The sequence below is a fragment of the Massilia forsythiae genome (assembly GCF_012849555.1).
Classification (GTDB): domain Bacteria; phylum Pseudomonadota; class Gammaproteobacteria; order Burkholderiales; family Burkholderiaceae_D; genus Telluria; species Telluria forsythiae.
This window is the reverse complement of sequence record NZ_CP051685.1, coordinates 5,234,385-5,258,877: the sequence shown is the minus strand read 5'-3', so window position 1 is coordinate 5,258,877 and position 24,493 is coordinate 5,234,385. Positions and strand designations below refer to the sequence as shown.

Below are 24,493 nucleotides of genomic sequence, written 5' to 3'. Positions count from 1 at the left end.
CACCTGTCAATCAGACAGACCCGTCAATCCGCCGCGTAGATATTGTTGTCCTTGGTCTCGCGCACGAACAGCGCCCCGATGACGACCGTCGCCAGCGCGATGACGATCGGGTACCACAGCCCGTAATAGATGTCGCCGTTGGACGCCACCAGCGCGAACGAGATGGTCGGCAGCAGGCCGCCGAACCAGCCGTTGCCGATATGGTAGGGCAGCGACATCGAGGTGTAGCGGATGCGGGTCGGGAACATCTCGACCAGCATCGCCGCGATCGGGCCGTACACCATGGTCACGTACAGCACCAGCACGAACAGCATCAGCACCAGCATCGGCTTGTTGATCTGGTCCGGGTCGGCCTTGGCCGGATAGCCGGCGGCCTTGATGGCGGCGCCCAGGTCTTTCTTCAGCGCGGCCTCCTTCGCCTTGCTGGCGGCGTCGAAGTTCAGGCCGTCCGCGGTCAGGGTCGCGTTGAACGACGGGTAGACGCGCTCGCCGACCTTGACGCTGGCGACGGTGCCGGCCGGCGCGTCCTGGTGGGTGTAGCTGACCGAGGCGGCGGTCAGCTGGCCGGTGGCGATGTCGCAGGAAGACGGGAACTTGATGGTGCCGGTGGGATTGAACTGGAAGTGGCAGGAAGCCGGGTCGGCCACCACCACCACCGGCGCGCTGTTCAGCGCGCTCTCCAGCGCCGGGTTGCCGTAGTGGGTGATCGCCTTGAAGATCGGGAAATAGGTCAGCGCCGCGACCAGGCAGCCGCCCAGGATGATCCACTTGCGCCCCAACCGGTCGGACAGCGTGCCGAACAGGATGAAGAAGGGCGTGCCGATGGCCAGCGCCACGGCCAGCATGATGTTGGCGCTGGCCGCCTCGATCTTCAGCGTCTGGGTCAGGAAGAACAGCGCGTAGAACTGGCCGGTGTACCAGACCACGGCCTGGCCCATCACCAGCCCGACCAGCGCCAGCAGGGCGATGCGGCCGTTCTTCCAGGTCAGGAAGGCTTCGCTCAGCGGCGCCTTGGAGGTCTTGCCTTCGGCTTTCATTCTGGCGAAGGCCGGCGACTCGCTCATCGACATGCGGATCCACACCGAGATGCCGAGCAACAGCACCGATACCAGGAAGGGGATGCGCCAGCCCCAGGTGTCGAAGTCGGCCGGGTCCATCGAACTGCGCACGCCCAGGATCACCAGCAGCGACAGGAACAGGCCGAGCGTGGCGGTCGTCTGGATCCACGCCGTGAAGGCGCCGCGCCGGCCCTGCGGCGCGTGCTCGGCCACGTAGGTGGCGGCGCCGCCGTACTCGCCGCCCAGCGCCAGGCCCTGCAGGATGCGCAGCAGCACCAGGATGATCGGCGCGGCGATGCCGATCGCGGCGTAGCCCGGCAGCAGGCCGACGATGAAGGTGGAGCCGCCCATGATCAGGATCGTCACCAGGAAGGTGTATTTGCGCCCGATCATGTCGCCCAGGCGGCCGAACACCAGCGCGCCGAACGGCCGCACCAGGAAGCCGGCGGCGAAGGTGAGCAGGGCGAAGATGAAGGACGTGGTCGGGTCGCCCAGGAAGAACTGCTTGCCGATGATGGCGGCGAGCGAGCCGTACAGGTAGAAATCGTACCACTCGAACACGGTGCCGAGCGAGGACGCGAAGATGACCTTGCGTTCCTCCTTGGTGATGCCGCTGGAAGGCGCTGCCTTGCCGCCAGCGGCCATGCCGGGGATGATGGCCATGATGGTCTCCGTTGATGTTGTCGTACACCGGCCGGGCTGCGGGCTCTGCGGCCGATGGTCTCCAGCTATGGAAGGCACTCTGCGCCGCGAAGCTTACGCGAGGCTGTCGCGAGACTTACACGGGGCTTACAATGCATCGTCAACGGAAAACGATTGCACGCGAGCGGGTCGCAATCACACCCGCAATCGCGTCGGGAGCGTTATTTCCAGCGTCCCGAAAGCCGGTCATGGCAGGCGATTTGCAGGATGCCCATGGTCGAGTTGACGAAAGCAAGGCCGACCACCAACAGGGCGCTTGCATGTGGTTCGCCCATGTAGTGGTTGCACAGGAACCCGGCTGCGCTCGCCGCCGAAAACAAACCGAGGTAATGCACCAGGAGTTTCTTGACGTGTCTGCTCATCGTTTGCCTTCCAGGCTGCAAGCCGAATAGCTTGCCGATGCTTGGACCGCCGAAACGGCGCGATGACTTCATCGCTGCGCACTGCCAGTATCGTCATCCTCTCCAGCATCAGCGTCTGGGGCGGAGCCGGCTGGTGCATCTGTCTCCACGGCGCCGGCGGGCGGGATATCCTCTGCATCGACGGTACCGTCCGGATTGGTCCGCGCATACTTGTAAGCCTCTGCCGAGCGCTCCAGCGCCAGCCCCAGCATCGTGGTCAGCTCGTCCTGCGGCGTTCCCTGCCGCCACTGCTGGGACGCGAAGGTATTGCGCAGCGTGCGCCCGCCGGCGCGTGATACCGCGATCCCGGCGCGCTCGAAGCTGGCTTTGACCTGGCGGTAGACGGTGGCCTTGTGCAACGGCTCGCCCTCGATGCTGGCCGGGAACGCCAGGTCGCCCGGAATCCCCAGTTCGGCGCGCTCCTTCATCCAGGCGTCCAGTTCCAGCACGCCCTCGCGCGGCAGCACGGCGGTGTGCTCGTAGCTGGTGCGGTGCTTGTATTCCGGCGTGATCTCGATGTCGAGACTGCCGTCGATGTTGGGCTGGCGGCCGACCTCGTCGACCAGCAGGCCGATGGTCTCGGCCACCTTGAGGCCGGCCAGCGCCATCACGACCTGCATGGCGCGGTCGCGCCGCCGCTTCCAGCCCGCGCCGGCCTTCTGGTCCTTGGCGCGCGCGGCCGGCAGGCTGGCCAGGAAGCGCTGCAGCTCGTCGGCGGTGAGCGCGGTCATCGGCTCGTCCTTGGCCAGATGGGCGCGGTCGGTGGCGGCGATGGCGTCGCGCGCCGGGTTGGGGGAGCGCTGCAGGAATTCGTAGCAGCGTTCCAGCAGGCGCAGGTAGCGGTAGGCGATCTTGCTGTTCAGGTCGCGCTTGCCGTTGGTGGTCTGGTGGATGAAGCGCTGAAGGGCGGCGGCGTCGACGGTCGACAGCTTGAGGCGTTCGGTCACCATCCACGCGGCGAATTTGCCGAACATGAATTTGTAGACGGCGGCCGATTCCTCGGAGATCGGCAGCGGGATCACGTCGCGCTGGCGGCTCGAGGTCTTCACGAATTCGGGCGTGACGACGAAGGCGGCGAAGGCGACGTTGGGGGCGCGGTCCCAGGCATCCCAGGCCAGGGTGTCGGTGGGGGAATCCATGGCGATATGTGTTCGATTGAGTGAAACGCTATTTAGCAACTAACCGACAAATACAGCAAGGACGATTTGCGTTTTGCGCCTACAACCCGCATTTTTCCTCCGATATGCAACTAACCGATTAGCGCTTTCTCGACACCGAAACCCAAGCAGGCAGCCGCTGGGCCGCCACGCACGACCCGGCTCGCCATCCGGACGGCCAGGCGTTATGCTGCTGGTTCGCGTGCAGCGGATCGGCACACCGATCACCTTTGCCCCGATCGTCCGCTGCGCCGTTCAACCACCGAACCGAACAAGGAAAACCATGCTGAAGCACATCGTCATGTGGAAACTGAAGGACCAGGCCGAAGGCGCCGACCGCGCCACCAACGCCATCGAAATGAAGCGCCGACTCGACGAGTGCGCCGCCATCGTGCCCGGCATCCTGAAATTCGAGGTCGTGATCGCCCAGCCTGGCTTCGAAACCACCTACGACATGGTGCTGTACTCGGAATTCACGGACAAGGCGGCGCTGGACGCGTACATCCAGCATCCGACGCACCAGGCGCTGCTGCCGTTCGTCGGCGCCGTGCGCGAGGGGCGCCAGTGCATGGACTACGAGGTGTGAGCGAGGTGTGAGGAAATGCCCATGAACGACTTTGCCGGCCGCGTCGCGATCGTCACCGGCGCCGCCGGCGCGCTCGGCTGCGAGTTCGCCCGGCAGGCGGCGGCGCTCGGGATGAAGCTGGTGCTGGCCGACCAGGATGCCGCCGCGCTCGAACGGCTCACCGATACGCTGCTGGCGAGCGGCGCCGAGGTGCTGGCGATGGTGTGCGACGTCGGCGTCTGCGCGCACGTCGAGGAATTGGCCGACGCCGCCATGATCCGCTTCCATGGCGTGCATCTGCTGTTCAACGATGGCAGCACCGGTGCGCATGCGGCGGCCGCCGGCGCCGCCTGGGATGCCAGCGAGGCCGTCTGGAAAAGCGCGCTGGACGCCGGCCTGTGGGGCGCCATCCACGCGGTGCGCATCTTCACGCCGCTGATGATCGAGTGCGCCAGGCGCGACGCCGGCTACCGCGGCCATATCGTCAACACCGCCTCGGTGGACGGGCTGGCCAATGCGCCGGCGCGCGCCATCGGCAACGTCTGCGGCCATGCGCTGCTGGCGCTGGCGGAAACCCTGCACCACGACCTGCGCCGGGCTGCTGCGCCGATCGGCGTGTCGGTGCTGTGCCTGCCGCCGGCGTCCACCGGCGGCGCCGACGCGCAGCGGCCGCCGGCAGCCGCGCTGGCCGGCCTGGCCTTCGACGCGGTGCGCAGCGGCGCCTTCTACGTGCCGCCGCAGCCGCAAGCGCTGGATGCGCTGGAAGGGCGCCTGCGCGCCATCGCCGATGGACGCGCGCCGTTCGATCCCGGCGCGGATGCCGCCGGCGGCGCGGGAGCGGCGCCATGACCCGCCAGGCCATCCTCGCGTTCCATACGCGCGGGCGTGGCACGCGCGACATCACGCCCGATGTCGCCCGGGTGGTGGCGGACAGCGGCGTGCGCTGCGGCCTGGCGCACGTGTTCGTGCAGCACACCAGCTGTTCGCTGACGATCACCGAGAATGCCGACCCCGACGTGCGGCGCGACCTGGAAACCATCGTGGCGCGCCTGGCGCCGGACGGCGACCCGGCCTACCTCCACGACAGCGAAGGGCCGGACGACATGTCGGCGCACGGGCGCACGATGCTGACCGATACCGCCGTCACGGTGCCGGTGGGCGACGGCCGCCTGCTGCTCGGCACCTGGCAGGGCATCTACCTGTGGGAGCACCGCAGCGCGCCGCACCGGCGCACGGTGGTGGTGACGGTGCTGGGCTAGGCCGCAAGCGCAGGACCAGGCAGCGGCCGGCGCCGTGCGGGCATGCATGTAAAAAAAAGCCGGCTGCCACGCACGAAAGTGACAATTGGTGACCTTCCGGCAGGGCGCAACTGCTATCGTGGCGGCCTGCCGCGTTCCCTTGCGCCACCGTGCATCCACCCACCCGATCGTCGTCGATGTCTCCGTACCCAGTCCGTTCTTCCCTCGCCATCGCACTGCTGCTGCCCGCCGCCGGCATGGCGCAGACCGCCGCCTCCACCGGCACCACGCAGTCCACTTCGGCTACGCCCGCCAGCACGGCCGCAGCCAAGCCCGCCGCCGCCAGCAAGGACCAGCCCGCCATTCAGACCGTCGAGGTGAAGGGCGCCGCCAGCAGCTACGACCCGCGCCGCGACGACACCGCCAGCAAGACCGTGATCAACGCCGAGGAGATCCGCAAGTACGGCGACGACAATATCTTCGACGTACTGAAACGCGCGCCCGGCGTCACCGTCACCGGCAAGACCATCCGCATGCGCGGCCTGGGCGCCGGCTATACCCAGATCCTGGTCAACGGCGACCGCCCGCCGCCCGGCTTTTCGCTGGATACGCTGACGCCGGACCAGATCGAGCGCATCGAGGTGGTGCGCGCCGCCAGCGCCGAGTTCTCGATGCAGTCGATCGCCGGCACCATCAACATCGTGCTGCGTAAGCTGGTCAGCAAGCCCCAGCACGACCTGCGCCTGGGCCTGATGCATTCGTCGCAACAAAACAACGGCAACGTCAACGGCACCTGGGCCGAGAAGGTCGGCAGTTTCTCGTACTTCCTCAACGGCTCGCTGTATGGCGGCAAGAACGCCGTCGCCTCCACGAGCACCGACCGCTTCACGCTGCCCTCGGGCCAGGTGTCCCAGGAACGCAACCAGGCCTTCGACGGCGGCGGCAGCTACCGCGGCATCGCCCTGTTCCCGCGCGTGGCGTGGAAGTTCGAGAACGGCGACGAACTGAACCTGTCCGCCGGCGGCTACGCCACCCGCTCCAACTGGGACAACGTGTCGCGCACCGACAACCTGGTCGGCACCTTCGCGACGCCGGATTATGTCGAGAACTTTTCCGGCTCGCCGGCCACCCAGCGCATGCTGCGCGGCGAGGTCAACTGGATCGCCAAGCTGGCCGGCGGCAAGCTGGACCTGACGCTGTCGCACGAGCGCACCCGCAACACCAACGGCGACGACGACACGTACTACACTGCCGGGCGCGCGCTGCGCCTGCTGCGCGACTGGGACAGCACCGTGCATGCGCGGCGCGAATCGCTGCGCGCCAAGTACACGCGCTCGCTGTTCGACGGCCATGCGCTGGCGGCGGGGATCGATACCAGCGTGCAGGAGAACGACGAGGTGCGCGTGCGCGACGAGCAGTTGGGCGCGGCGGCGCCGACCCGCGCCGTCGACCGCTTCGCGCCGCGCGTGACCCGCTTCGCCGCCTATGCGCAGGACGAATGGAGCATCGATAAGCAGCTGTCGCTGTACCTGGGCGCACGCTGGGAAGGTGTACATACCGACAGCAGTGCGGACAGCAGCGGCGACACGGTATCGGCCGGCAGCGTGGCCGGAAGCGCAGCCGACAGCGCGGCCGACGTCCACGCGCGCAACCACGTGCTCGGCCCGGTGCTGCAGGCCCTCTACAAATTCCCCGGCGCCAGCGGACGCCAGCTGCGCTTGGCCCTGACCCGCACCTACAAGGCGCCGACCATCGACCAGCTGACCGCGCGCCGCTACTACGCCGCGGTGAACACGCGCTTCAACGCCGATGCCGGCGGCAACCCGGACCTGCGCCCGGAACTGGCCAAGGGCATCGACGTGGCCTACGAACACTACCTGGCGCAGGGCGCGATGGTGTCGGTGAGCGTGTCGCGGCGCGCCATCACCGACACCATCCGCAGCCGCCTGGATCTCGATCCCGACGGCCGCTGGGTGGTGCGCCCGCTGAACGACGGCGATGCGCTGGTGCGCTCGCTGGAGACGGAATTCAAGACGCCGGGCAAGCTGCTGGGCGATGCGCTGGCCGCCTTCGACCTGCGCGCCAGCCTGGCGCGCAACTGGTCGCAGGTGTCCTCCGTGCCCGGGCCCGGCAACCGGCTGGATGCGCAGACGCCGCTGTCCGGCACCGTCGGCATCGACTACCGCAAGGGCGACCTGAGCCTGGGTTCCAGCTTCTCGTACCAGAAGGGCGCCTGGGTGCGAGTCTCGGAATTCCAGTCGCAGCGCCAGTTTATCCAGCGTAACCTCGATGCCTACGCGCTGTGGAAATTCAATCCGCGCTACCAGCTGCGGCTGTCGCTGTCGAACATCCTGCAGCAGGATACCCGCCAGGACCGCCTGTACCGGGACGCCGCCGGTACGTCGCGCGAACGCAGCTTCCAGCCGGGCGTGCGCCGGGCCGGCGTCAACCTCGAAATGAAGCTGTGAGGCTGACGCCGTGAGGCGGCGTCCCCGGACAGTCAGTCCGGCAGGCGCGTGTCGTCGCACACCATGCGCTGCAGCCCGTCCTCGGCCAGCGCCGGACTGAAATAGTAGCCCTGGATCTGGTCGCAGTCGTGGTCGCGCAGGAAGGCGAGCTGCTCGCGCGTCTCGACGCCTTCGGCGATCACCTTCAGTTTCAGGCTGTGGCCGAGGGCGATGATGGCGCGGGTGATCACGTCCTGGCTGTCGGCGCCGGCGCCGCCCAGGAAGGAGCGGTCGATCTTGATCACGTCCACCGGGAATTTCTGCAGGTGGCTCAGGCTCGAATAGCCGGTGCCGAAGTCGTCGATCGAGATGCGCACCCCGAGCGCCTTCAATTGCGTCAGCACCGCCGCCGCCTCCAGCGGCTGGTCCATCAGCTGGCTTTCGGTCACTTCCAGTTCGAGGGTGCGCGGATCGACTTCGTGGCGCGCCAGGGTCTCGGTCAGGCGCTGCGCAAAATGGCGCTGGCGCAGCTGGCGCGCCGACAGGTTCACCGAGATCACGAACTCGCGCGCGCCCAGCGCCGCCAGCGACCGGAGCGCGCGGCAGGCTTCCTCGATCACCCACTCGCCCAGCGGAACGATCAGGCCGCTTTCCTCGGCCACCGGGATGAAGCGGTCCGGTCCCATCAGCCCGTGCTCGGGATGGTGCCAGCGCAGCAGCGCCTCGGCGCCCACCACCTTGCCGCTGCGCAGGTCGACCTTCGGCTGGTAACCGAGCTGCATCTCGCGGTTGCCGAGCGCGCGTCCCAGGCTGGCTTCCAGCAGCAGGTGCTGGTGCATCGCCTGGTTCAGTTCCGTCGAATAGAACTGGCAATTGTTCTTGCCCAGCGCCTTGGCGTGGTACATGGCGGCGTCGGCGGCGCGCATGACGCGGTCGGCATCGGCGCCGTCGAGCGGAAACAGGCTGACGCCGATGCTCAGGCCCGGCACGATTTCCTGGCTGCCCGCCAGCACCGGCGCGCACGCGCTGCGGCGGATGCGCTCGACCAGCTCGGCCACCTCGGCGGCGCCGGGCTGGTCGCCGATCACCAGCACGAACTCGTCGCCGCCGACGCGCGCCACGGTGTCCTGTTCGCGCATATTGCGCAGCAGGCGCGCGCCGACCTCGCGCAGCACGGCGTCGCCGGCGTCGTGGCCGAAGCTGTCGTTGATGTACTTGAAGTTGTCGAGGTCGATGAAGGCCACTGCTCCCAGCGTGCCGCCGGCCAGGGAGGACTCGATGGCGCCCGCCAGGCGTTCCTGCAGCAGCGTGCGGTTGGCCAGGCCGGTGAGGGGATCGTGGTGCGCCAGGTGGTGCAGGCGGCGCTCGTAGAGCCGGGCTTCGGTGACGTCGTGCAGCACCGCGACGAAATGCGTGACCTCGCCGGCGGCGTTGAACACCGGGTCGATGCGCAGGTCGTTCCAGAACACCTCGCCGTTCTTGCGCACGTTGCGCAGCACCGAGCGCACCCCGGTGCGGCGCGCCAGCGCGTCGTGGATGCGCCGGTATTCGTCGACGTCGCAGCCCTCGGCGCGCATGAAGCGCGGATTGCGGCCCTTGACCTCGGCCAGCGTGTAGCCGGTCATCTGCTCGAAGGCCGGATTGGCGTACTCGATCAGGTTGTCCACGCCTTCGCAGCAGGTGATCAGGATCGCGTTCACGCTGGCGTACATGGCGCGCTCGCGCACCCGCATGCCGTGCTCGCTGCGCTTGCGCTCGGAAATGTCGAGGCCGGTGCCGGCGATGCAGGGCAGGCTGCCCAGGCTGGTGTGCGCGCAGCGGAACAGGAAGGCGGTGCGCTTGCCGTGCCGGCCCACCAGTTCCGCCTCGTGCGAAGAGGCGCCGTGCTCGAAGGCGTCCATGATCTTCTGGATGATGACCGGCCGCTCGTCCTCGTCGAAGAAGTACTGGACTTTGGTGCTCGGCAAGTCTTCGCTGGGCATTTCCAGCGCTTCTTCGAGCTGGCGGTTCCACAGCAGCAGGTGGCCGCTCTGGTCGATCACGTAGAACACGCAGGGCAGGGCGTCGATGATGTCGGCCACCGGCAGGTCGCGGATCAGCGCATGGCGCGGCGCCGGCATGTCCGCGCCCGGGATCACGATCACGCTGAAGTGGCGCGGCAGGTCGGGGTCGAGCGCCTGCGGCGCGATCGTCACGCGCACCGGCAGCAGGCCGCCATTGGCGCACACCATGTGGGCGGCGCAGTCGAAGTCGGCATGGGCGGTGAACGCGGCGTCGCGCGCCGCGGCGTCCGCCTCGTCGAATTCGAGCAGGCGCGCCAATGGCCGGCCGCGGATCTCGGCGGCGGCGTAGCCGGCCAGCTTTTCGCACGCCTTGTTCCAGCTGGTGACGATGCCGTCGGCGTCGACCACGAACACGGCCAAGGGCAAGGGAGAGATGTTCATCGCTGCCTCCTGCGCCGCGGTCCGGTGCCTATCGTGCCGGCTCCGGGCGCAGCGGCAGGCGGCATGCCGGTATCATAGCCTGCCCTGTCACCTCCGGGCGCCACGCTGGAAACATGGCGCAAGTTGATCCCGTCGTCCCCGCGCAGGCGGGGACCCATACTGAGCAACAGAATTCATTACCATTGAAGCAACTGGTATATTTTAGAAATAGCAACTGTGGATGCTCAGCATGGATCCCCACCTGCGCGCACTACTGTCCAAGATAGTATTGCTGGCCTAAAAACCGTCGTCCCCGCGAAGGCGGGGACCCATACTGAGTGTCAAAAGTTGGTATTTTTGAAGCATTCTGACTGCTTCCAGCTACCAAATTTTCTTGCTCAGTATGGAGGGGATAATGCCAGTGGCATTATCCCCGCCTTCGCGGGGACGACGAGTTATTGGCTAGGAATGATTTTTACGTTACTGCTAGCAACAAAAACTGCTTAAGGCAGAGACAACGATCGTCTTGGACAGCAGTGCGCCTGCGCGGGGAGTCGTTTCAGGCAGTGCATGGAACGACGGTCTTCAGGTCAACAGTATTATTTTCGGCAGTAGTGCGCCTGCTCAGGCAGCCTGGGCGCAGGGCTGCAGCACCCGTTCGTGCAGTTCCGGCTCGGCGCCGTCGACCAGCCTGACCACGGTGGACGTCCGGGTGCCGTAGCCCTGGCCCGGCATCTCGATGCACACCGCCGACAGGCTGCGTTCCAGGTCGAGCGGCACGCCGGTGTCCGGCAGGCGCAGGTCGGGCGCGCGCGTGGTGTCGGCCAGCATCTCGAAATAGGCATCCTCGGGCGCACCCTGCAGCAGCAGGCTGGCGAAGCTGGCCTTGGTGCGCAGCACCTTCGGCCAGGGCGCGTCCAGCAGGCCGTTGGAAACGCCGTAGATGCCCGGCGCCAGTGCCTGGCCGTTGCGCTGGTCGGCGCCGGCGCGGTTCGAGAACCAGTACAGCCCGGCGCGGTCGCCCAGCACCAGGTTGAAGCCGTTGTAGGCGGCGGCGTCCAGGGCGACGCGCTCCAGGTAGGCCGGCGCGTCCAGGTCGCCCGCGAGGAAATCGCTGACCAGCGCGCCGCGCGTGGGCGCGTCGGCGCGGAAGTCGCCGGGCGCACGCACGTTGGTGAGGGCGGCGAAGCGCGGTCCGTCGGGGCCGTTCCTGGTCACGCCCATCCAGCTGCCGCCGCCCTGCAGGTCGCGGCCGGCGATGATGTCGGGACGGTCGGGCCAGGGGCCGGCGGGCGTGGCCGGGCGGTCGTAGTATTCGTCGCGGTTGGCGCAGGCGATCAGCGGCACGCCGGGGATCACGCGCCAGGCGAAAACGATCAGGCACATTGGGTCGAATCCGTCGAAGGGAGGGCTGCCGAAGCGAAATCCGCCGCAGCCAGGTCGATGAAGACTTCGGCGCGGCGCGCGCCGGCGATCAAACAGTTCAGGCCGGCGCATGCGCGTTCCAGCTCGGCGCCGAAGGCCGCGTCGACGCCGGCATAGATTTCCATCCAGGTCTGCAAGCCGTCGCGCAGTTCGGGGCGGCGCTTCAGTTGCGGCGCGGCGGCGCAGCGCGCGGCCAGCGCGGCCTGGATGGCGCGCACGCGCGGCGCCAGCGCGGCGGCGTCGTGGGCGCGCACCTTGTAATAGACGTACAGGTCGATCATGAGGTCGCGCAATCAGGCATCGAGCGCATCGAGCGCATACGGCAGCGGCAGAAAGCGCAGGGGCGTGCCGCCGGCCGCGCCGTGGTGCACTTCCCGTTCCAGCGCCGCCAGCTTGATTTCCACCAGCACGTCGGCGCCGCCGGCGCCGTTCGGGGCGGCGTTGACCACCATGCCGGCCGGCTGGCCCGGGTCGTCGGCGGCGAACACCTCGTCACCGGCGCGCGCGGCGGCGTTGTCCAGCGTGGCCAGCGCCATGCGGCGCTTGAGCTTGCCCAGGTACTGGCTGCGGGCGACGATTTCCTGGCCCGGATAGCAGCCCTTGCGGAAGTTGACCCCGCCGATCAGCTCGTAGTTGATCATCTGCGGCACGAACTGTTCCTGGGTCGGCAAATCGATCTGCGGCACGCCGGCGTGGATCGCGGCCAGGCGCCAGGCGGCGTTGCCGCCCAGCGCCAGGGTCGCGCGCAGGCTCGCCAGGGCGGCGGCGCCGCGCTCGCTGGATGTCAGCCACAGGTAGCGCGGCTGGCCGAACGCGTCCGCCAGGCGGATCACGGTGCCGGCCTCGCCCTCGGTCTTGCCGTAGGCTTGCGCCGGCAGCGCCCCTGCCTGCGCGCGCAGCACCGCTTCGGCGCCGGCGCCGCCCAGCCCGAGCACGGCCTCGCGCGCCTCCTCCCCGGTGGCGTCGCGCAGCCTGGCCTTGGCCCGCAGCACGAACATCGACAGGCGCTTTTGCAGCGGCGCCTGGATCGCGCGCGGCAGCTGCAGGAAGATGTCGGCGCCGTCGCCGCCATCCACCCCGCGCCAGGCCAGGAAGGTGGCCTGCAGGCGGCCCTTCGGGGTGCAGTAGCCGGCCAGGCGCGCCGTGGCGCCGTCCAGGTGCTCGATGTCGTTGGTCAGCTGGTTGTGCAGGAAGCCGGCAGCGTCGGCGCCGCTCACGGCAATCAGCCCCAGGTCGGTGACCGGCGCCACGAAGCCGGCGGCCAGCGCGGGCGCATCCAGCACGTTGCCGAAATCCTCGACCTGCGCCGCGTCGTCGGGATGGAAGCGGGCGCCGAGCGTGGAGAGGTGTTCGATCCAGGAAGTCATCAATGGTCAGTCGTTTGTCGGTGGATGGGAGTGCCGCCTTGCGACGGCAAGTCGGCGGCCGAAAGTGAGCGGCGGTATGAATCGGCTGCCCCGGACATGGCGGCTTGCGAATTATTTCCGGTTATGCGTCAAGGGCTTTATCATTACGGCCTCGTTGCATTATAGAGTTGCCGACAAAATCGCGCCGGGCACGGCGTGAAATCCAATCATCCAGAATGGCATTACTAAAAAAACTCATCGTCACGGGCGTGATCGCCGCGGCCGCGGCCGTCACGGGCTTCCAGTGGTGGGCCGGCCACCCGATCACCGCCGCATCGGCGCCGGTCGTCCCGTTCGCGGTCGCTTCCGGCAGCGGCGTATCCGGCGCAGCGCAGCAGATGGTCACTGCCGGCGTGCCCATCAACCCGTATTTGTTCAATATCCTGGCGCGCACCACCGGCGCGGCCGGCCAGCTCAAGGCCGGCAGCTATGAATTGAAACCGGAGACCTCGCCAAGGCGCCTGCTCACCCAGCTGGTGCGCGGCGAGTTCGCGCAGCAATCGCTGACCGTGATCGAAGGCTGGACCTTCCGCCAGATGCGCCAGGTGGTCAACAGCGCGCCCGACCTGAAGCACGACAGCGCCAAGCTGTCCGACGCCGAACTGCTGGCCAAGGTGGCGCCGTCCTACAAGGCGGCCGAAGGCCTGTTCTTCCCGGACACCTACCTGTTCGCCAAGGGCACCAGCGACCTGCAGGTCTACAAGCAGGCGCACGAGGCGATGATGAAACGCCTCAAGGCGGCCTGGGACAAACGCGATCCGGACTTGCCGTACACCGAACCCTACCAGGCGCTGGTGATGGCCTCGCTGGTGGAAAAGGAAACCGGCCAGAAGGGCGAACGCGCCATGATCGCCGGCGTCTTCATCAACCGTCTCAAGACCGGCATGCTGCTGCAGACCGACCCCACCGTCATCTACGGCATGGGCGACAAGTACGAGGGCAAGATCCGCAAGAAGGACCTGGAGACCGACACCCCGTACAACACCTACACCCGCGCCGGCCTGCCGCCGACCCCGATCGCGCTGCCGGGCGTGCAATCGCTGGCGGCGGCGCTGGCGCCGGCGAGGACCGACGCCCTGTACTTCGTCTCGCGCGGCGACGGCACCAGCCAGTTCTCGACCAGCCTGAGCGACCACAACAAGGCCGTCGACCAGTACCAACGCCAGAAGGCCCCGCAATGAGCGCAGCATCCAGCCATCCGTCTCCCCGTCCCGCGCCGTTGCCATCCGCCGCGGCGCGCGGGCGTTTCATCACCTTCGAAGGCATCGACGGCGCCGGCAAGTCGACCCACATCGGCTTCGTCACCGACTGGCTGAAGGCGGCCGGCAAGACCGTGGTGTCGTCGCGCGAGCCGGGCGGCACGGCGCTGGGCGAAAAGCTGCGCGAACTGCTGCTGCACGAAACGATGGACCTGGACACCGAAGCCCTGCTGATGTTCGCCAGCCGGCGCGAGCACATCGCCCAGGTGATCGAACCCGGCCTGGCGCGCGGCGACTGGGTGCTGTCCGACCGTTTTACCGACGCCAGCTTCGCCTACCAGGGCGGCGGGCGCGGCATGGACCGCGCCAGGCTGGACGCGCTCGAGCAATGGGTGCACCCGCTGCTGCAGCCCGACCTGACCCTGCTGTTCGACGTGCCCTTGTCCGTGGCGCGCGCGCGCCTGGACGCCAGCCGCACGCTGGACCGCTTCGAGCAGGAACAGGCCGATTTCTTCGAGCGCTGCCGCGCCGAATACCTGCGCCGCGCCAGCCAGTTTCCCGAGCGCTTCGCGGTGATCGATTCGACCCGCTCGATCGACGAGGTGCGCACGGCCTTGCGCACGGCGCTGGAGAAGCTGGCATGAGCGCGGACGCCGGCGCGGCCATCTATCCCTGGCAGCACGACGCCTGGTCGCAGCTGCAGCAACTGCGCGCGCGCCTGCCGCACGCGATCCTGTTTTACGGTCCGGCCGGCAGCGGCAAGTCCGGCTTCCTGGAAGCCTTTGCCCAGTCCCTGCTGTGCGAAAACGTGCGCGCCGACGGCCATGCCTGCGGCGCCTGCGCCTCGTGCGGCTGGTTCGCGCAAGGCAACCATCCGGATTACCGCCGCGTGCGGCCGGAAGCGCTGGAGGACGAGGCCGCGCCGGGCGAGGGCGAGGAAGCCGCCGCCGACGACAAGAAAGCCAAGTCGGCCAAGACCGCCTCGAAGGATATCAAGATCGAGCAGGTGCGCGCGCTGGCCGACTTCATGAACATCTCGACCCACCGCCAGGGCTTGCGGGTGGTGGTGCTGTATCCGGCCGAGGCGCTGAACATGCCGGCCAGTAATGCATTGCTGAAGACGCTGGAAGAGCCGCCGCCGGGCACCGTGTTCCTGCTGGCGTCCAACGGACTCGACCGGCTGCTGCCGACGATCCTGTCGCGCTGCCGCAAGTTCGCGCTGCCGCTGCCCGACCATGCGCAGGCCCTGGCCTGGCTGCAGGGGCAGGGCGTGCAGGATGCCGATGGCTGGCTGCGCGAGCAGGGCGGCGCCCCGCTGGCGGCGCTGGCCCAGGCCGAGACCGGCAGCCGCGACGAGCTGGACGCGCTGCTGCAGGTGCTGGCGCGGCCGAGCGTGGACGCCGCGCTGCGCGCCGCCGACAAGCTGAGCAAGGCGCCGCTGGCTTCGTTGGTGTCCTGGCAGCAGCGCTGGCTGTACGACGTGTTTTCGTACAAGATGTCCGGCACGATCCGCTATTATCCGCGTTACCGGCGCGAACTGGCGGCGCTGGCCGGGCGGGTGCCGACGGCCGGCCTGATGCGGGCCATCAAGTCCGCCAACGAGCGCCGCGCAGTGGCCGATCACCCGTTGTCGGCTAAACTGTTCGTCGAAGACATGTTGCTGGATTACACAGCCTGTTGCGCCTGACGCCGCCAAACCGCCCTTGAAAGGAATCCGATGACCGGCACGCCCGTAGAACCGAACGCCGCGCAGACGCCGCGCCCGGCCGTGCTGTCGCTCGCCATCAAGGAAAAGGCAGCGCTGTACGCCGCCTACATGCCTTTCCTCAAGAACGGCGGCATGTTCGTGCCGACCAACAAACCGCACAAGCTCGGCGACGAGATCTACCTGATCCTGTCGCTGATGGACGATCCCAACAAATACCCGATCGCCGGCAAGGTGGTGTGGATCACGCCGCCGGGCGCCGCCAACAACAAGGCGCAGGGCATCGGCGTGCATTTCCCGGCCGACGAGACCGGGCAGCGCGCCAAGCTGCGCATCGAGGAAATCCTGGGCGCGGCGCTGCGCTCGTCGCGCGCCACCCATACGCTGTAATCCGTTCCGCTTCCATCCACCCTTTCGTCCCGCCATACCGCGCCTCACCGCGCCGCTCCTTGCCATGCCATCCTATCGTCACCGCCTCGCCCGCGTCGAAGACCTGCCCGTCATCGTCGACATCTACAATTCCACCATTGCCTCGCGCGAAGTCACCGCCGACACCGAACCGGTCACGGCCGCCTCGCGCGCAGCCTGGTTCGCCGACCACACGCCGGAGCGCCGCCCGCTGTGGGTAATCCACGACGCTACCGACACCGCCGACGACCCGCAAGTCATCGGCTGGCTGTCCTACTCGAATTTCTACGGCCGCCCGGCTTATTCCGGCACCGCGGAACTGTCGATCTACATCGCCGAGGCCTGGCGCGGCAAGGGCATCGGCCGCTATTGCCTGGAACAGGCGATGGCGTTCGCGCCCAACGTCCAGGTGCATACCTTGCTCGGCTTCATCTTCGGCCACAACGCCGCCAGCCTAGCGCTGTTCCGCAAGTACGGCTTCGATACCTGGGCGCATTTCCCGAAAGTGGCCAACCTGGACGGAATCGAGCGCGACCTGATCATCCTGGGCAAGCGCGTGGCTTGAATCGCATCCCGGCGCTGCCCTCGGGCGGCGCCATGCCGCCTCGCGTACAATGGCGGCATGTACATCGATTCCCATTGCCACATCAATTTCCCCGAGCTGGCTGCGCGCATGCCCGAGGTCCTGGCCAGGATGGCCGAGAACAAGGTCTCGCATGCGCTGTGCGTCTCGGTCGACCTGCCCGACTTCCCCGGCGTGCTCGCGCTGGCCGAGCAATATCCGCACATCTACGCATCGGTCGGCGTCCATCCGGATTACGAAGACACGCCCGAGCCGACCGTCGAGCAGCTGGTCGAGCTGGCCGATCACCCGAAGATCGTCGCCATCGGCGAGACCGGCCTGGACTACTACCGCCTGGAAGGCGACCTGGAGTGGCAGCGCGAGCGCTTCCGCACCCACATCCGCGCCTCGCGCGCGACGCGCAAGCCGCTGATCATCCACACCCGCGCCGCCAGCGAAGACACCATCCGCATCCTGCGCGAGGAAGGCGCCGGCACGGCCGACGGCGGCGTGGCCGGCGTGATGCATTGCTTTACCGAATCGCTGGAAGTGGCGCAGGCCGCGATCGAGATGGGTTTCTATATCTCGTTCTCCGGCATCGTCACCTTCAAGAGCGCCAGGGACCTGCAGGCGGTGGCCAGGGCCTTGCCGCTGGAGCGCATCCTGATCGAGACCGATTCGCCCTACCTGGCGCCGGTGCCGTACCGCGGCAAGATGAACGAGCCGGGCTACGTGGCGCACGTGGCCGAATACCTGGCCACGCTCAAGGACGTGCCGCTGCGCGAGATCGCCGACCGTACCACCGCCAATTTCTTCGACCTGTTCAAGGTGCCGGGGAACTGACCGGCCATCACCAGCGACAAGGAGCCCGCCATGATGCCGCGCCGCACTGCGCTTCGATTCATCCTGCTGGCGGCCTGCCTGGGCGCCGGCGCGAACCTTGCCGCCGCCCAGCCGGGTATGACGGCGCAGCCGGAACGGGCGCACGAACTGCAGCGCGCGGTACAGATGGACGACGTGCGCACGCTGAAATCGCTGCTGGACGCCGGCTTCGACGCCAACCGCCAGCTGCCCGTGGGCGAGCCGGCGCTGGTGGTGGCGGTGCGCGAAGGGTCGATGAAGGCGCTGCGCGTGCTGCTGGACGCGCCCGCCACCCGGGTCGACGCCCCCGCCGTGAACGGCAACACGGCGCTGATGATGGCCGCCCTCAAGCGCAACCGCCCGGCGGCCGAGGCGCTGCTGGCCAGGGGCGCGGCGGCCGACCGCCAGGGCTGGACCCCGCTGCACTACGCGGCGGCCGGCGGCGATGTCGATATCGCCGCGCTGTTGCTGCAACACGGCGCGCGCATCGATGCCGTTTCACCTACGGCCAGCGGCAGCTTCACCCCCTTGATGATGGCGGCCCGCGAAGGCCAGGAAGAGGCTGCGCTATTTCTCCTGACCCATGGCGCCAATGCGCGCCTGAAGAATGGCGAGGGCCTCACCGCGGCCCAGATCGCCGAACGCGCCGATCACAAGTCGATCGCGCGCGCACTGGCGCGTTAGCTTCTGGCGGCCCGGCCCGTGGCGCATCAGGCGCCGGCGCGTCAGGCGACCGCGCGCCCCCGCTGCTGCCCGGGCCGCCACTCGCGCGGCGGCGCGCCGGCTCGAAGCGCCGATTTGAACGAGAAAAACCCATTTCCTCGAGGCATTAATTCCTTCAGTCAATGTCGATAATGCAGTCATGCAATCAACCATGGCGCCGGCGGCATCGCGGGGCTGACAACGAGGAATACCATGCTGAACGAACGCGAAATCGAAAGCTGCTACCTGGGGCAATTTATCCCTGTCCATTATCACCACAACATGCTGATGGACCAGAACCGCATGCACAGTTTCAAGTCGGCGATCTTCCACGCGGTCAAGCCGGGCGCAAAGGTGCTGGAGCTGGGCGGCGGTACCGGTGTGCTGTCCTTCTTCGCGGCGCAGCAGGCCGACAAGGTGTATTGCGTCGAGTTCAACCCGGACATGGTGCGCGAGGCGCGCCGTTTCCTGGCGATGAACCCGAACGGCCACAAGGTCGAGGTGGTCCACGCCGACGCCTTCGACTACCTGCCGCCGGAGCCGGTCGATATCGTGATCTGCGAGATGATCCACGTCGGCATGCTGCGCGAAAAACAGGTTGCGGTGATCGAAGCCTTCAAGCAGCGCTACCTGGCGCGTTTCGGCGGCCCGCTGCCGCTGTTCATGCCGGAAGCGGTGATCATGGCGGTACAGCCGCTGCAGCAGGAATACGATTTCGAAGGCTTCCATGCGCCGATCGTGCAGTTCCAGCCGACCAACGTGATCGCGCCGGGCAGCGTCGAGCTGGCCCAGCCGGCCGTGTACAGCATCCTCGACTTCAGCGCGCCGGTCGACAGCCTGATCGCGTGGGAAGGCCAGTTCCTGATCGAGAAGGGCGGCTGCCTGAATGCGCTGCGCTTCATTACCAAGAACGTGCTGTCGATCATCGAGTCGCGCGGCACCACCATCGACTGGCTGAACCACTACATGATGCTGCCGCTGGCGCGTCCGCTCGAGGTGCAGGCCGGCGACGTGGTGCAGGTGAGCTTCGCCTACCGCGCCGGCGGCTCGATTCCGTCGCTGGAAGCGTCGATCCGCGCCGACCTGGCGGTGCCGGCGCAGGCGGCGCCGGTGTTGCAGGAACCGCTGCGCGTGCACGACGCCGCCTTCGCCTGAGCGCCGACATCTCGGCTGCCGCGCGCGCCGTTCGCGCCCGCCGTGGCCCCGTTCGTCCCGCCCGGGCGCCGTCCGTCGCACGCCGATTGCCGCCCGCACGGCGCCTCGCTAGAGTAACGCCGTGACGCCGATCCCCGGCGTCGGGCTTGCCGAAGGAGCGGACGATGCTGGGTTTCCTGTTCTGGTTGTTGCTGTTGTTCCTGTGCTGGCCGCTGGCCCTGCTGGCGCTGGTGCTGTATCCGCTGGCATGGCTGCTGTTGTTGCCGCTGCGCCTGCTCGGTATCGGCGTCGAGGCCGTGTTCGAACTGCTGCGCGCCATCGTGCTGCTGCCGGCACGTTTGCTGGGCGGCTCGCCCGGTCGCTGACGCCTCCCGGCCTGGCCGTGCGTCGTCCTCATGCAGCGCGTACATTGTTGCCGGTGCAGTGTGCGTCCATTAACAGACCACAGCCGGCCATTCGCCTATCGTGACCTTACCGATGGCTTTCATCCGATCGCCATGCTTTTAAAAGGAAAACGACTATGCGCTTGGACATTTACCGCAGGGCCGAACACGACGGCAAATTCTCTTACCTGGCAGTCCCCGAGACCAAGCCCATCCCCGAGGAAGCCACCAATACCGACTGGGAAATCGAAGCCCGCGCCGTCGAGGTCGATGACAATGCCGAGCAGCTGGACGACTACCAGATCGAGAAGCTGTCGAACCAGCTGTCGGAAAAAGGCTATGCCGTGACTTCCGCCAAGGCAGTGCAGTAAGCGCCCAGTAGCGATGCGGCGACGGATCCGTCGCCATCCCCGGTTCGAGCCCGCCATTCCTCGGTGAGGAAAGGCGGGCTCGAACCGTTCTTCTTTCCATATGCTATCCTTGCGCCTCGATTAATGTGACATCCTGCCGCCGGCCGCGGTCACGGATGGGTCTGGAGGCGCAATGAAGTGGGCAGTGGTCGGTTTTCTCATCCTTTCGATTCTGCACATCCATTTCCGCGGCAAGGTGAGGCTGCCGTTCGGCCGCCAGCTGTTCGACCATTCGTCGTTCATGGCGCCAATCAATATCTTCATGCATATGTTCTCGCGGGTGCCGAGCACGCCCTACATCGCGGTGCGCGAATTCCCGGAATTGTCGGTGCTGCAGGAAAACTGGCAAGTCATCCGCGAAGAAGCCGAGCACTTGCTGGCGCTGAAAAAGATCAAGGCAGCCGAGGAAAACAATGACGCCGGCTTCAATTCCTTCTTCAAGACCGGCTGGAAGCGCTTCTACCTGAAGTGGTACGACGCCAGCCACCCGTCGGCCGAGCGCCTGTGCCCGCGCACCCATGCGCTGCTGCAGGGCATCCCCTCGGTCAAGGCGGCGATGTTCGCCGAACTGCCGCCGGGCGCCAAGCTGAATCCGCACCGCGATCCGTTCGCCGGCTCGATGCGTTATCACCTGGGCCTGGCCACGCCGAACGACGACCGCTGCTTCATCGACGTCGACGGCCAGAAGTACAGCTGGCGCGACGGCGAAGGCGTGATCTTCGACGAAACCTATATCCACTGGGCCATCAACGGCAGCGACAGCGACCGCGTGATCCTCTTCTGCGACGTCGAGCGCCCGATGCGCTTCGGCTGGATGCAGGCCGTCAACCGCTGGCTGGGCCGCACGATGATGACCGCCGCCGCCTCGCCCAACGAGAGCGGCGACCAGACCGGCCTGGTCAGCAAGCTGTTCCGCGTGTCGCACGTGATGGGGCAATACCGCCGCCGCTACAAGGCGTGGAACAAGACCGCGTACAAGCTGACCAAGGTGGGCTTGATCGTCGGCCTGGCTGCGCTGATCTATTACATTTGATCGTAGGGTGGACGGGGGCGCCTAGCCGGGTTTCCCGTCCACGCGTTCAATCACCGCACGCACCGTTTGAACTGCGACGGCGCGAACGATGTTCGGACGCGTTGGATGCCAACAAAAAGGGCCACGAACGTGGCCCTTTTTATATCCATCGAAAATGCCTTACAGGTTGAACGGCATGCGCACCATCAGCGTCACGTCCGGCGTGTCGCGCGTCATGCCGGCGCCGACCGAGACGTTCAGGGTGCGCTGCGGCGTCAGGCGGTAGGAACCGCCCAGCAGCAGGGTGCCCAGCTGCATGCGCACCGAGCCCGGGATGATCTGGCCGTTCTGCTTCATGCGCGAGACCGAGTTGTGGTCGTAGCCGATACTGAACGAGGCCTTTTCGTTGAGCGCCAGGCCCATGCCCAGGTTGAAGCCGAACACGTCGCCCGGATTGATCTTGCCGAGCAGTTCGCGATTGCCGTCCAGCACGGTGCGGTAGACGTTGTCGCGCGCAAAATTGTGCGTGTAGCTGACGCTGCCGAAGAAGATCGCCGGATCGGACGGCAGCAGGAAGGTCAGGCTCGGCTGCATCGAGTAGAAGCCGGAACCGGTCGGCAGGTCCAGCGGCAGGCCGGTGCCGGTGACGTTCTCGCCCAGGCAGCGGGTCTGGCAATCGGTCACCACTTCGAACGGATCGCGGCCGGTGCGCGACTTCAGGCGCACGCCGGCGATGTAGTACGGCTTGTCGGCGCCGCCGTCGTTGAGCTGGTAGCGCGCGCCGAGTTCGACGTCGCCCACGTGCTTACCGCTGGTTTCAAAGGCGCGCTCGTTCGAGGTGCCGGTGAACAGTTCGCGGCTGACGGTGGAGTCGCTGCGGTACACGTACGGGATGCGCGCCTCGACTTCCAGGCGGTTGCTGAAGCCGTAACGGAAGGCGGCGCTGGCGGTGGTGGTGTTGCGCTTGACCTCGCGCACGTCCAGCAGGCCGATCAGCAGCGCCGGGATCACGGTGTAGCCGACCAGCGATACGCGGTTGCTCGACGAGTAGCCGTACTGGACCGACGGTTCGAACACCATGCGGCCGCGCGGCGTCAGCACGCCCGGGCTTTCGAAGATCGGCGCCACTTCGGGCGTGCGCGTGGTCTGTTCCGGAGCCTGGCCGACGGCGGCCGGCTGGTTGTTGGCGACCACCGGACGCGGCGCTTCCACCGACGGCGTGGCGCTGCCGGTGACCGGCGCCGGCAGGCCTTCCTGCGGTTCGCCGCTGCCGCCGGTGCCGCGCAGCACGTCGAGCGAGCCGGCATCGCTGGCGACCGCGGCCTGGGCAGGCGCGGCGGCATTCGGGCCGGTGCCGCGCAGGCGGTCGAGCTGGGAAGGGGCGATGGTGCCGGCGGCGCCCATCGGCTGGGCGGCGCCGTTGGCGCGCAGCTGCTGTTCGAGCGCATCGACGCGCGCGCGTTGTTGTTCCAGTTGTTGGCGCATGACCTTCAACTGTTCCAGCAGCTCGGGTCCGGTCTGGGCGCCGGCTGGGGTACAGGCGAGGGCGGCGGCAAGGCCGATCACGCTGTACAGCGCTGGAATTTTTTGCATCTGTGTTTCTCCGGTTGCGCCGCTATCTTCCGGTCGCGGCAGTATTCAAAGCGTTCGACAGGGTGGACTGGAAGTTCATCGACTGCAGCATCCCCCGGGCATTCACGCTGGCATTAATTATTGTAGCATTATTAATTAATTGATCGTTCAGGCTGTTCTGGATAATCGTGCCCCCCAGCAGCGAAGCACCGGCCTGGAGCGATTGCGCGGCGCCGTTCTGGATCAGCATCAGCTGGTTGGCGGCAGTACCGGACAGGGTGGTCTTGCCGCTGGTGAGGCTGCCGAGGTCGCCCAGTTCGATGCTGGTGCGGTCGGCAACGTTGCCGTTGATGGTGACGATGCGCTCCAGACCGAGCGAGACGGACAGGCCGGTGTCGGTGACGAAGCCGCCGCGGTAATCGTCGAGCGTGGCCGGATCGACCGCCTGCTGCGAAACGAACTGCGACCGGTCGAGCACGACTTGCGGCGAGGCTGCCAGGGCCTGGGCGGCGAGCGCCGCGCCGGCCAGGGTGAGAGCGATCTGGAGTGGTAAGCGCATGGAATTCCTGTTCAAAAATCGCCGGGACCGAATTTCGGCAGGCTGCTGAGGTCGAGGGCGGTGCGGCTGACGGCTTCGTCCACCGGCGCGTGCGGCGCGGCGCGCCAGTCGGCGGTCAGGTTGAATTGCGGCTTGGTCGGCGATTCGTGGATCACGAACAGCAGCTTGGTCGGCCAGATGGCCTCGAAGTCCTTCTGCTGCATGGCGCGGGTGCCGCTGGACGGGTCGCCCAGCAGGATGCGGCCGTCCTCGGCGCCCTTGACGACGACGAAGTGATTGTAGCCTTTTTCGGTGATCAGCACGATCGCCGGCAGTTTCGCTTCGAAGAGCTTGGCGAGCGGCTGGCGGAATCCGTCCGCCTTGAAGCCGATCGAGCCCAGGTAGCGCTGCATGTCGAGCAGCGAGAAGCCTTCGCGTTTGATCTTTTCCTGGTCGCCGTGGGCCCACATCGACTGGAAGGCATTGGTCTCGCTGATCGGGTAATCGTAATGGTGCGTCAGCAGGGTGGCCAGCGCGGCCGAGCCGCAGCTGAAGTCGTATTGCTGGCGCAGCGTGGAGGTGAAGCGTAGTTCCTTGAGGCTGTGCACCGGAACGTTGAAGCGGGCGCCGCTGGCGAGCGGCACGTCGGCCGCCCTGGCGCCGGCGGCGCCCAGTAATGCGCACAGAAGGGTCAGTGCGTGTCGTTTCATTTCAACTGCAGGTTGATGATGGTGGCGTTCTGGATCAGGACGTTGGCGCCGCTGTTCTGGATCACCACCGGGATACCGGACATGTTGGCGAAGGAACCGGCGCTGATGCTGTTCGAGCCGGTCACCACGTTGGTGGCGCTGTTGTTGCCCACCGAGCCATCCAGATGCATGGCGTTGTTGGTGGTCGTGGTATCCGTGCCGCCACGCTGCTGGTCGAGGTTCACGTCATTCGCCGCACCGGCATCCTGCGCGGCCGGTTCATGGGCGCTGATCGCGTGCTGGGCCGTGAACAGGGACCGGGCGGATGCCGTACCGGCGTCCACGGTCTCGTTCGGGGCGGCCCAGGCCGACGATGCCAGCGCCGCGAACATGGCAAGGCTGCATGCGCGGACGACGATTCTGTGAGTGACTTGATGCTGCATTCTCTACCCCCGTTTGCGACAAAAAACTGCCG

Annotated in this window: 26 protein-coding genes; 15 read left to right on the top strand and 11 right to left on the bottom strand. The window is 67.2% G+C overall.

Annotated features, from left to right (window positions below; all coding sequences use genetic code 11):
* Positions 1 to 23: 23 nt before the first annotated feature.
* The 3 genes from HH212_RS22055 to HH212_RS22045 form a co-directional block, all read right to left on the bottom strand.
* Complete coding sequence (locus HH212_RS22055; RefSeq protein ID WP_170204461.1) at positions 24 to 1,721, bottom strand: MFS transporter; 1,698 nt, start codon at positions 1,719 to 1,721, stop codon at positions 24 to 26.
* Between the two features lie 200 nt (positions 1,722 to 1,921).
* Positions 1,922 to 2,122, bottom strand: coding sequence for a hypothetical protein (locus HH212_RS22050; RefSeq protein ID WP_170204460.1), 201 nt, complete (start codon positions 2,120 to 2,122; stop codon positions 1,922 to 1,924).
* A gap of 68 nt (positions 2,123 to 2,190) precedes the next feature.
* Positions 2,191 to 3,300: a tyrosine-type recombinase/integrase gene (locus tag HH212_RS22045; RefSeq protein ID WP_170204459.1), complete on the bottom strand. Its 1,110-nt coding sequence runs from the start codon at positions 3,298 to 3,300 to the stop codon at positions 2,191 to 2,193.
* A 301-nt stretch (positions 3,301 to 3,601) separates the two neighbouring features.
* Here HH212_RS22045 and HH212_RS22040 point away from each other — a divergent pair, with 301 nt between their 5' ends.
* From HH212_RS22040 to HH212_RS22025, 4 genes are all read left to right on the top strand, one after another.
* Positions 3,602 to 3,904 (top strand): Dabb family protein, encoded by a 303-nt coding sequence (locus HH212_RS22040; RefSeq protein WP_170204458.1) that lies wholly within the window; start codon positions 3,602 to 3,604, stop codon positions 3,902 to 3,904.
* 21 nt (positions 3,905 to 3,925) lie between these two features.
* Positions 3,926 to 4,732, top strand: a complete 807-nt coding sequence (locus HH212_RS22035) for an SDR family NAD(P)-dependent oxidoreductase (protein ID WP_170204457.1) — start codon at positions 3,926 to 3,928, stop codon at positions 4,730 to 4,732.
* Positions 4,729 to 5,142 (top strand): secondary thiamine-phosphate synthase enzyme YjbQ, encoded by a 414-nt coding sequence (locus HH212_RS22030; RefSeq protein ID WP_170204456.1) that lies wholly within the window; start codon positions 4,729 to 4,731, stop codon positions 5,140 to 5,142. Before HH212_RS22035 ends, HH212_RS22030 begins: the two co-directional genes overlap by 4 nt.
* 176 nt (positions 5,143 to 5,318) lie before the next feature.
* A complete protein-coding gene (locus tag HH212_RS22025) occupies positions 5,319 to 7,589 on the top strand; it encodes a TonB-dependent receptor plug domain-containing protein (RefSeq protein WP_170204455.1) in 2,271 nt (756 codons plus the stop codon).
* 32 nt (positions 7,590 to 7,621) lie between these two features.
* On the opposite strand, the gene HH212_RS22020 is transcribed toward HH212_RS22025, so the two are convergent.
* From HH212_RS22020 to ygfZ, 4 genes are all read right to left on the bottom strand, one after another.
* Positions 7,622 to 10,012: a sensor domain-containing protein gene (locus tag HH212_RS22020; protein ID WP_170204454.1), complete on the bottom strand. Its 2,391-nt coding sequence runs from the start codon at positions 10,010 to 10,012 to the stop codon at positions 7,622 to 7,624.
* A 603-nt stretch (positions 10,013 to 10,615) separates the two neighbouring features.
* Positions 10,616 to 11,377: an NRDE family protein gene (locus tag HH212_RS22015; RefSeq protein WP_170204453.1), complete on the bottom strand. Its 762-nt coding sequence runs from the start codon at positions 11,375 to 11,377 to the stop codon at positions 10,616 to 10,618.
* Positions 11,368 to 11,709 (bottom strand): DUF4936 family protein, encoded by a 342-nt coding sequence (locus tag HH212_RS22010; RefSeq protein WP_308633222.1) that lies wholly within the window; start codon positions 11,707 to 11,709, stop codon positions 11,368 to 11,370. Before HH212_RS22010 ends, HH212_RS22015 begins: the two co-directional genes overlap by 10 nt.
* Positions 11,710 to 12,783, bottom strand: coding sequence for a CAF17-like 4Fe-4S cluster assembly/insertion protein YgfZ (gene ygfZ / locus HH212_RS22005; RefSeq protein WP_170204452.1), 1,074 nt, complete (start codon positions 12,781 to 12,783; stop codon positions 11,710 to 11,712).
* A gap of 215 nt (positions 12,784 to 12,998) precedes the next feature.
* Here ygfZ and mltG point away from each other — a divergent pair, with 215 nt between their 5' ends.
* The 11 genes from mltG to lpxO all read left to right on the top strand — a co-directional run bounded on the left by mltG (position 12,999) and on the right by lpxO (position 21,240).
* Entirely contained in the window at positions 12,999 to 14,003 is a 1,005-nt protein-coding gene (gene mltG, locus HH212_RS22000) for an endolytic transglycosylase MltG (protein ID WP_170204451.1), read from the top strand.
* Positions 14,000 to 14,665: a dTMP kinase gene (gene tmk, locus HH212_RS21995; protein WP_170204450.1), complete on the top strand. Its 666-nt coding sequence runs from the start codon at positions 14,000 to 14,002 to the stop codon at positions 14,663 to 14,665. The genes mltG and tmk overlap by 4 nt, the downstream gene beginning before the upstream one ends.
* Complete coding sequence (locus HH212_RS21990) at positions 14,662 to 15,708, top strand: DNA polymerase III subunit delta' (RefSeq protein WP_170204449.1); 1,047 nt, start codon at positions 14,662 to 14,664, stop codon at positions 15,706 to 15,708. Before tmk ends, HH212_RS21990 begins: the two co-directional genes overlap by 4 nt.
* Positions 15,709 to 15,738: 30 nt before the next feature.
* Complete coding sequence (locus HH212_RS21985; RefSeq protein WP_170204448.1) at positions 15,739 to 16,116, top strand: PilZ domain-containing protein; 378 nt, start codon at positions 15,739 to 15,741, stop codon at positions 16,114 to 16,116.
* A 64-nt stretch (positions 16,117 to 16,180) separates the two neighbouring features.
* Positions 16,181 to 16,699, top strand: a complete 519-nt coding sequence (locus HH212_RS21980) for a GNAT family N-acetyltransferase (RefSeq protein WP_170204447.1) — start codon at positions 16,181 to 16,183, stop codon at positions 16,697 to 16,699.
* A 57-nt stretch (positions 16,700 to 16,756) separates the two neighbouring features.
* The gene (locus HH212_RS21975) at positions 16,757 to 17,539 is read left to right on the top strand and encodes a TatD family hydrolase (protein ID WP_170204446.1); all 783 of its coding nucleotides are present in this window, start codon (positions 16,757 to 16,759) and stop codon (positions 17,537 to 17,539) included.
* Positions 17,540 to 17,569: 30 nt separating this feature from the next.
* Complete coding sequence (locus tag HH212_RS21970) at positions 17,570 to 18,241, top strand: ankyrin repeat domain-containing protein (RefSeq protein ID WP_229217405.1); 672 nt, start codon at positions 17,570 to 17,572, stop codon at positions 18,239 to 18,241.
* A 231-nt stretch (positions 18,242 to 18,472) separates the two neighbouring features.
* Positions 18,473 to 19,414 (top strand): class I SAM-dependent methyltransferase, encoded by a 942-nt coding sequence (locus tag HH212_RS21965; RefSeq protein ID WP_170204445.1) that lies wholly within the window; start codon positions 18,473 to 18,475, stop codon positions 19,412 to 19,414.
* Positions 19,415 to 19,578: 164 nt separating this feature from the next.
* Positions 19,579 to 19,779 carry a hypothetical protein gene (locus HH212_RS21960; protein WP_170204444.1) on the top strand — a complete coding sequence of 67 codons (201 nt, stop codon included), beginning with the start codon at positions 19,579 to 19,581 and terminating at the stop codon, positions 19,777 to 19,779.
* Between the two features lie 155 nt (positions 19,780 to 19,934).
* Positions 19,935 to 20,168, top strand: a complete 234-nt coding sequence (locus HH212_RS21955) for a DUF6139 family protein (protein WP_170204443.1) — start codon at positions 19,935 to 19,937, stop codon at positions 20,166 to 20,168.
* Between the two features lie 172 nt (positions 20,169 to 20,340).
* The gene (gene lpxO, locus HH212_RS21950) at positions 20,341 to 21,240 is read left to right on the top strand and encodes a lipid A hydroxylase LpxO (protein ID WP_170204442.1); all 900 of its coding nucleotides are present in this window, start codon (positions 20,341 to 20,343) and stop codon (positions 21,238 to 21,240) included.
* 159 nt (positions 21,241 to 21,399) lie between these two features.
* On the opposite strand, the gene HH212_RS21945 is transcribed toward lpxO, so the two are convergent.
* From HH212_RS21945 to HH212_RS21930, 4 genes are read right to left on the bottom strand one after another with little or no spacing between them, the layout of a single operon-like run.
* Positions 21,400 to 22,812, bottom strand: coding sequence for an acetate kinase (locus tag HH212_RS21945; protein WP_229217404.1), 1,413 nt, complete (start codon positions 22,810 to 22,812; stop codon positions 21,400 to 21,402).
* A gap of 22 nt (positions 22,813 to 22,834) precedes the next feature.
* Positions 22,835 to 23,350, bottom strand: coding sequence for a hypothetical protein (locus tag HH212_RS21940; RefSeq protein WP_170204441.1), 516 nt, complete (start codon positions 23,348 to 23,350; stop codon positions 22,835 to 22,837).
* A gap of 11 nt (positions 23,351 to 23,361) precedes the next feature.
* On the bottom strand, positions 23,362 to 24,039 hold the full coding sequence (locus HH212_RS21935; protein ID WP_170204440.1) for a C39 family peptidase: 678 nt from the start codon (positions 24,037 to 24,039) through the stop codon (positions 23,362 to 23,364).
* On the bottom strand, positions 24,036 to 24,410 hold the full coding sequence (locus tag HH212_RS21930; protein ID WP_169433517.1) for a hypothetical protein: 375 nt from the start codon (positions 24,408 to 24,410) through the stop codon (positions 24,036 to 24,038). Before HH212_RS21930 ends, HH212_RS21935 begins: the two co-directional genes overlap by 4 nt.
* Positions 24,411 to 24,493 lie beyond the last annotated feature (83 nt).

Coding starts and splice junctions, on each gene's coding strand:
- HH212_RS22055 (WP_170204461.1), bottom strand. CDS start 1,721: ATGGCCATCATCCCCGGCATGGCCGCTGGCGGCAAGGCAGCGCCTTCC.
- HH212_RS22050 (WP_170204460.1), bottom strand. CDS start 2,122: ATGAGCAGACACGTCAAGAAACTCCTGGTGCATTACCTCGGTTTGTTT.
- HH212_RS22045 (WP_170204459.1), bottom strand. CDS start 3,300: ATGGATTCCCCCACCGACACCCTGGCCTGGGATGCCTGGGACCGCGCC.
- HH212_RS22040 (WP_170204458.1), top strand. CDS start 3,602: ATGCTGAAGCACATCGTCATGTGGAAACTGAAGGACCAGGCCGAAGGC.
- HH212_RS22035 (WP_170204457.1), top strand. CDS start 3,926: ATGAACGACTTTGCCGGCCGCGTCGCGATCGTCACCGGCGCCGCCGGC.
- HH212_RS22030 (WP_170204456.1), top strand. CDS start 4,729: ATGACCCGCCAGGCCATCCTCGCGTTCCATACGCGCGGGCGTGGCACG.
- HH212_RS22025 (WP_170204455.1), top strand. CDS start 5,319: ATGTCTCCGTACCCAGTCCGTTCTTCCCTCGCCATCGCACTGCTGCTG.
- HH212_RS22020 (WP_170204454.1), bottom strand. CDS start 10,012: ATGAACATCTCTCCCTTGCCCTTGGCCGTGTTCGTGGTCGACGCCGAC.
- HH212_RS22015 (WP_170204453.1), bottom strand. CDS start 11,377: ATGTGCCTGATCGTTTTCGCCTGGCGCGTGATCCCCGGCGTGCCGCTG.
- ygfZ (WP_170204452.1), bottom strand. CDS start 12,783: ATGACTTCCTGGATCGAACACCTCTCCACGCTCGGCGCCCGCTTCCAT.
- mltG (WP_170204451.1), top strand. CDS start 12,999: ATGGCATTACTAAAAAAACTCATCGTCACGGGCGTGATCGCCGCGGCC.
- tmk (WP_170204450.1), top strand. CDS start 14,000: ATGAGCGCAGCATCCAGCCATCCGTCTCCCCGTCCCGCGCCGTTGCCA.
- HH212_RS21990 (WP_170204449.1), top strand. CDS start 14,662: ATGAGCGCGGACGCCGGCGCGGCCATCTATCCCTGGCAGCACGACGCC.
- HH212_RS21985 (WP_170204448.1), top strand. CDS start 15,739: ATGACCGGCACGCCCGTAGAACCGAACGCCGCGCAGACGCCGCGCCCG.
- HH212_RS21980 (WP_170204447.1), top strand. CDS start 16,181: ATGCCATCCTATCGTCACCGCCTCGCCCGCGTCGAAGACCTGCCCGTC.
- HH212_RS21975 (WP_170204446.1), top strand. CDS start 16,757: ATGTACATCGATTCCCATTGCCACATCAATTTCCCCGAGCTGGCTGCG.
- HH212_RS21970 (WP_229217405.1), top strand. CDS start 17,570: ATGATGCCGCGCCGCACTGCGCTTCGATTCATCCTGCTGGCGGCCTGC.
- HH212_RS21965 (WP_170204445.1), top strand. CDS start 18,473: ATGCTGAACGAACGCGAAATCGAAAGCTGCTACCTGGGGCAATTTATC.
- HH212_RS21960 (WP_170204444.1), top strand. CDS start 19,579: ATGCTGGGTTTCCTGTTCTGGTTGTTGCTGTTGTTCCTGTGCTGGCCG.
- HH212_RS21955 (WP_170204443.1), top strand. CDS start 19,935: ATGCGCTTGGACATTTACCGCAGGGCCGAACACGACGGCAAATTCTCT.
- lpxO (WP_170204442.1), top strand. CDS start 20,341: ATGAAGTGGGCAGTGGTCGGTTTTCTCATCCTTTCGATTCTGCACATC.
- HH212_RS21945 (WP_229217404.1), bottom strand. CDS start 22,812: ATGCAAAAAATTCCAGCGCTGTACAGCGTGATCGGCCTTGCCGCCGCC.
- HH212_RS21940 (WP_170204441.1), bottom strand. CDS start 23,350: ATGCGCTTACCACTCCAGATCGCTCTCACCCTGGCCGGCGCGGCGCTC.
- HH212_RS21935 (WP_170204440.1), bottom strand. CDS start 24,039: ATGAAACGACACGCACTGACCCTTCTGTGCGCATTACTGGGCGCCGCC.
- HH212_RS21930 (WP_169433517.1), bottom strand. CDS start 24,410: ATGTTCGCGGCGCTGGCATCGTCGGCCTGGGCCGCCCCGAACGAGACC.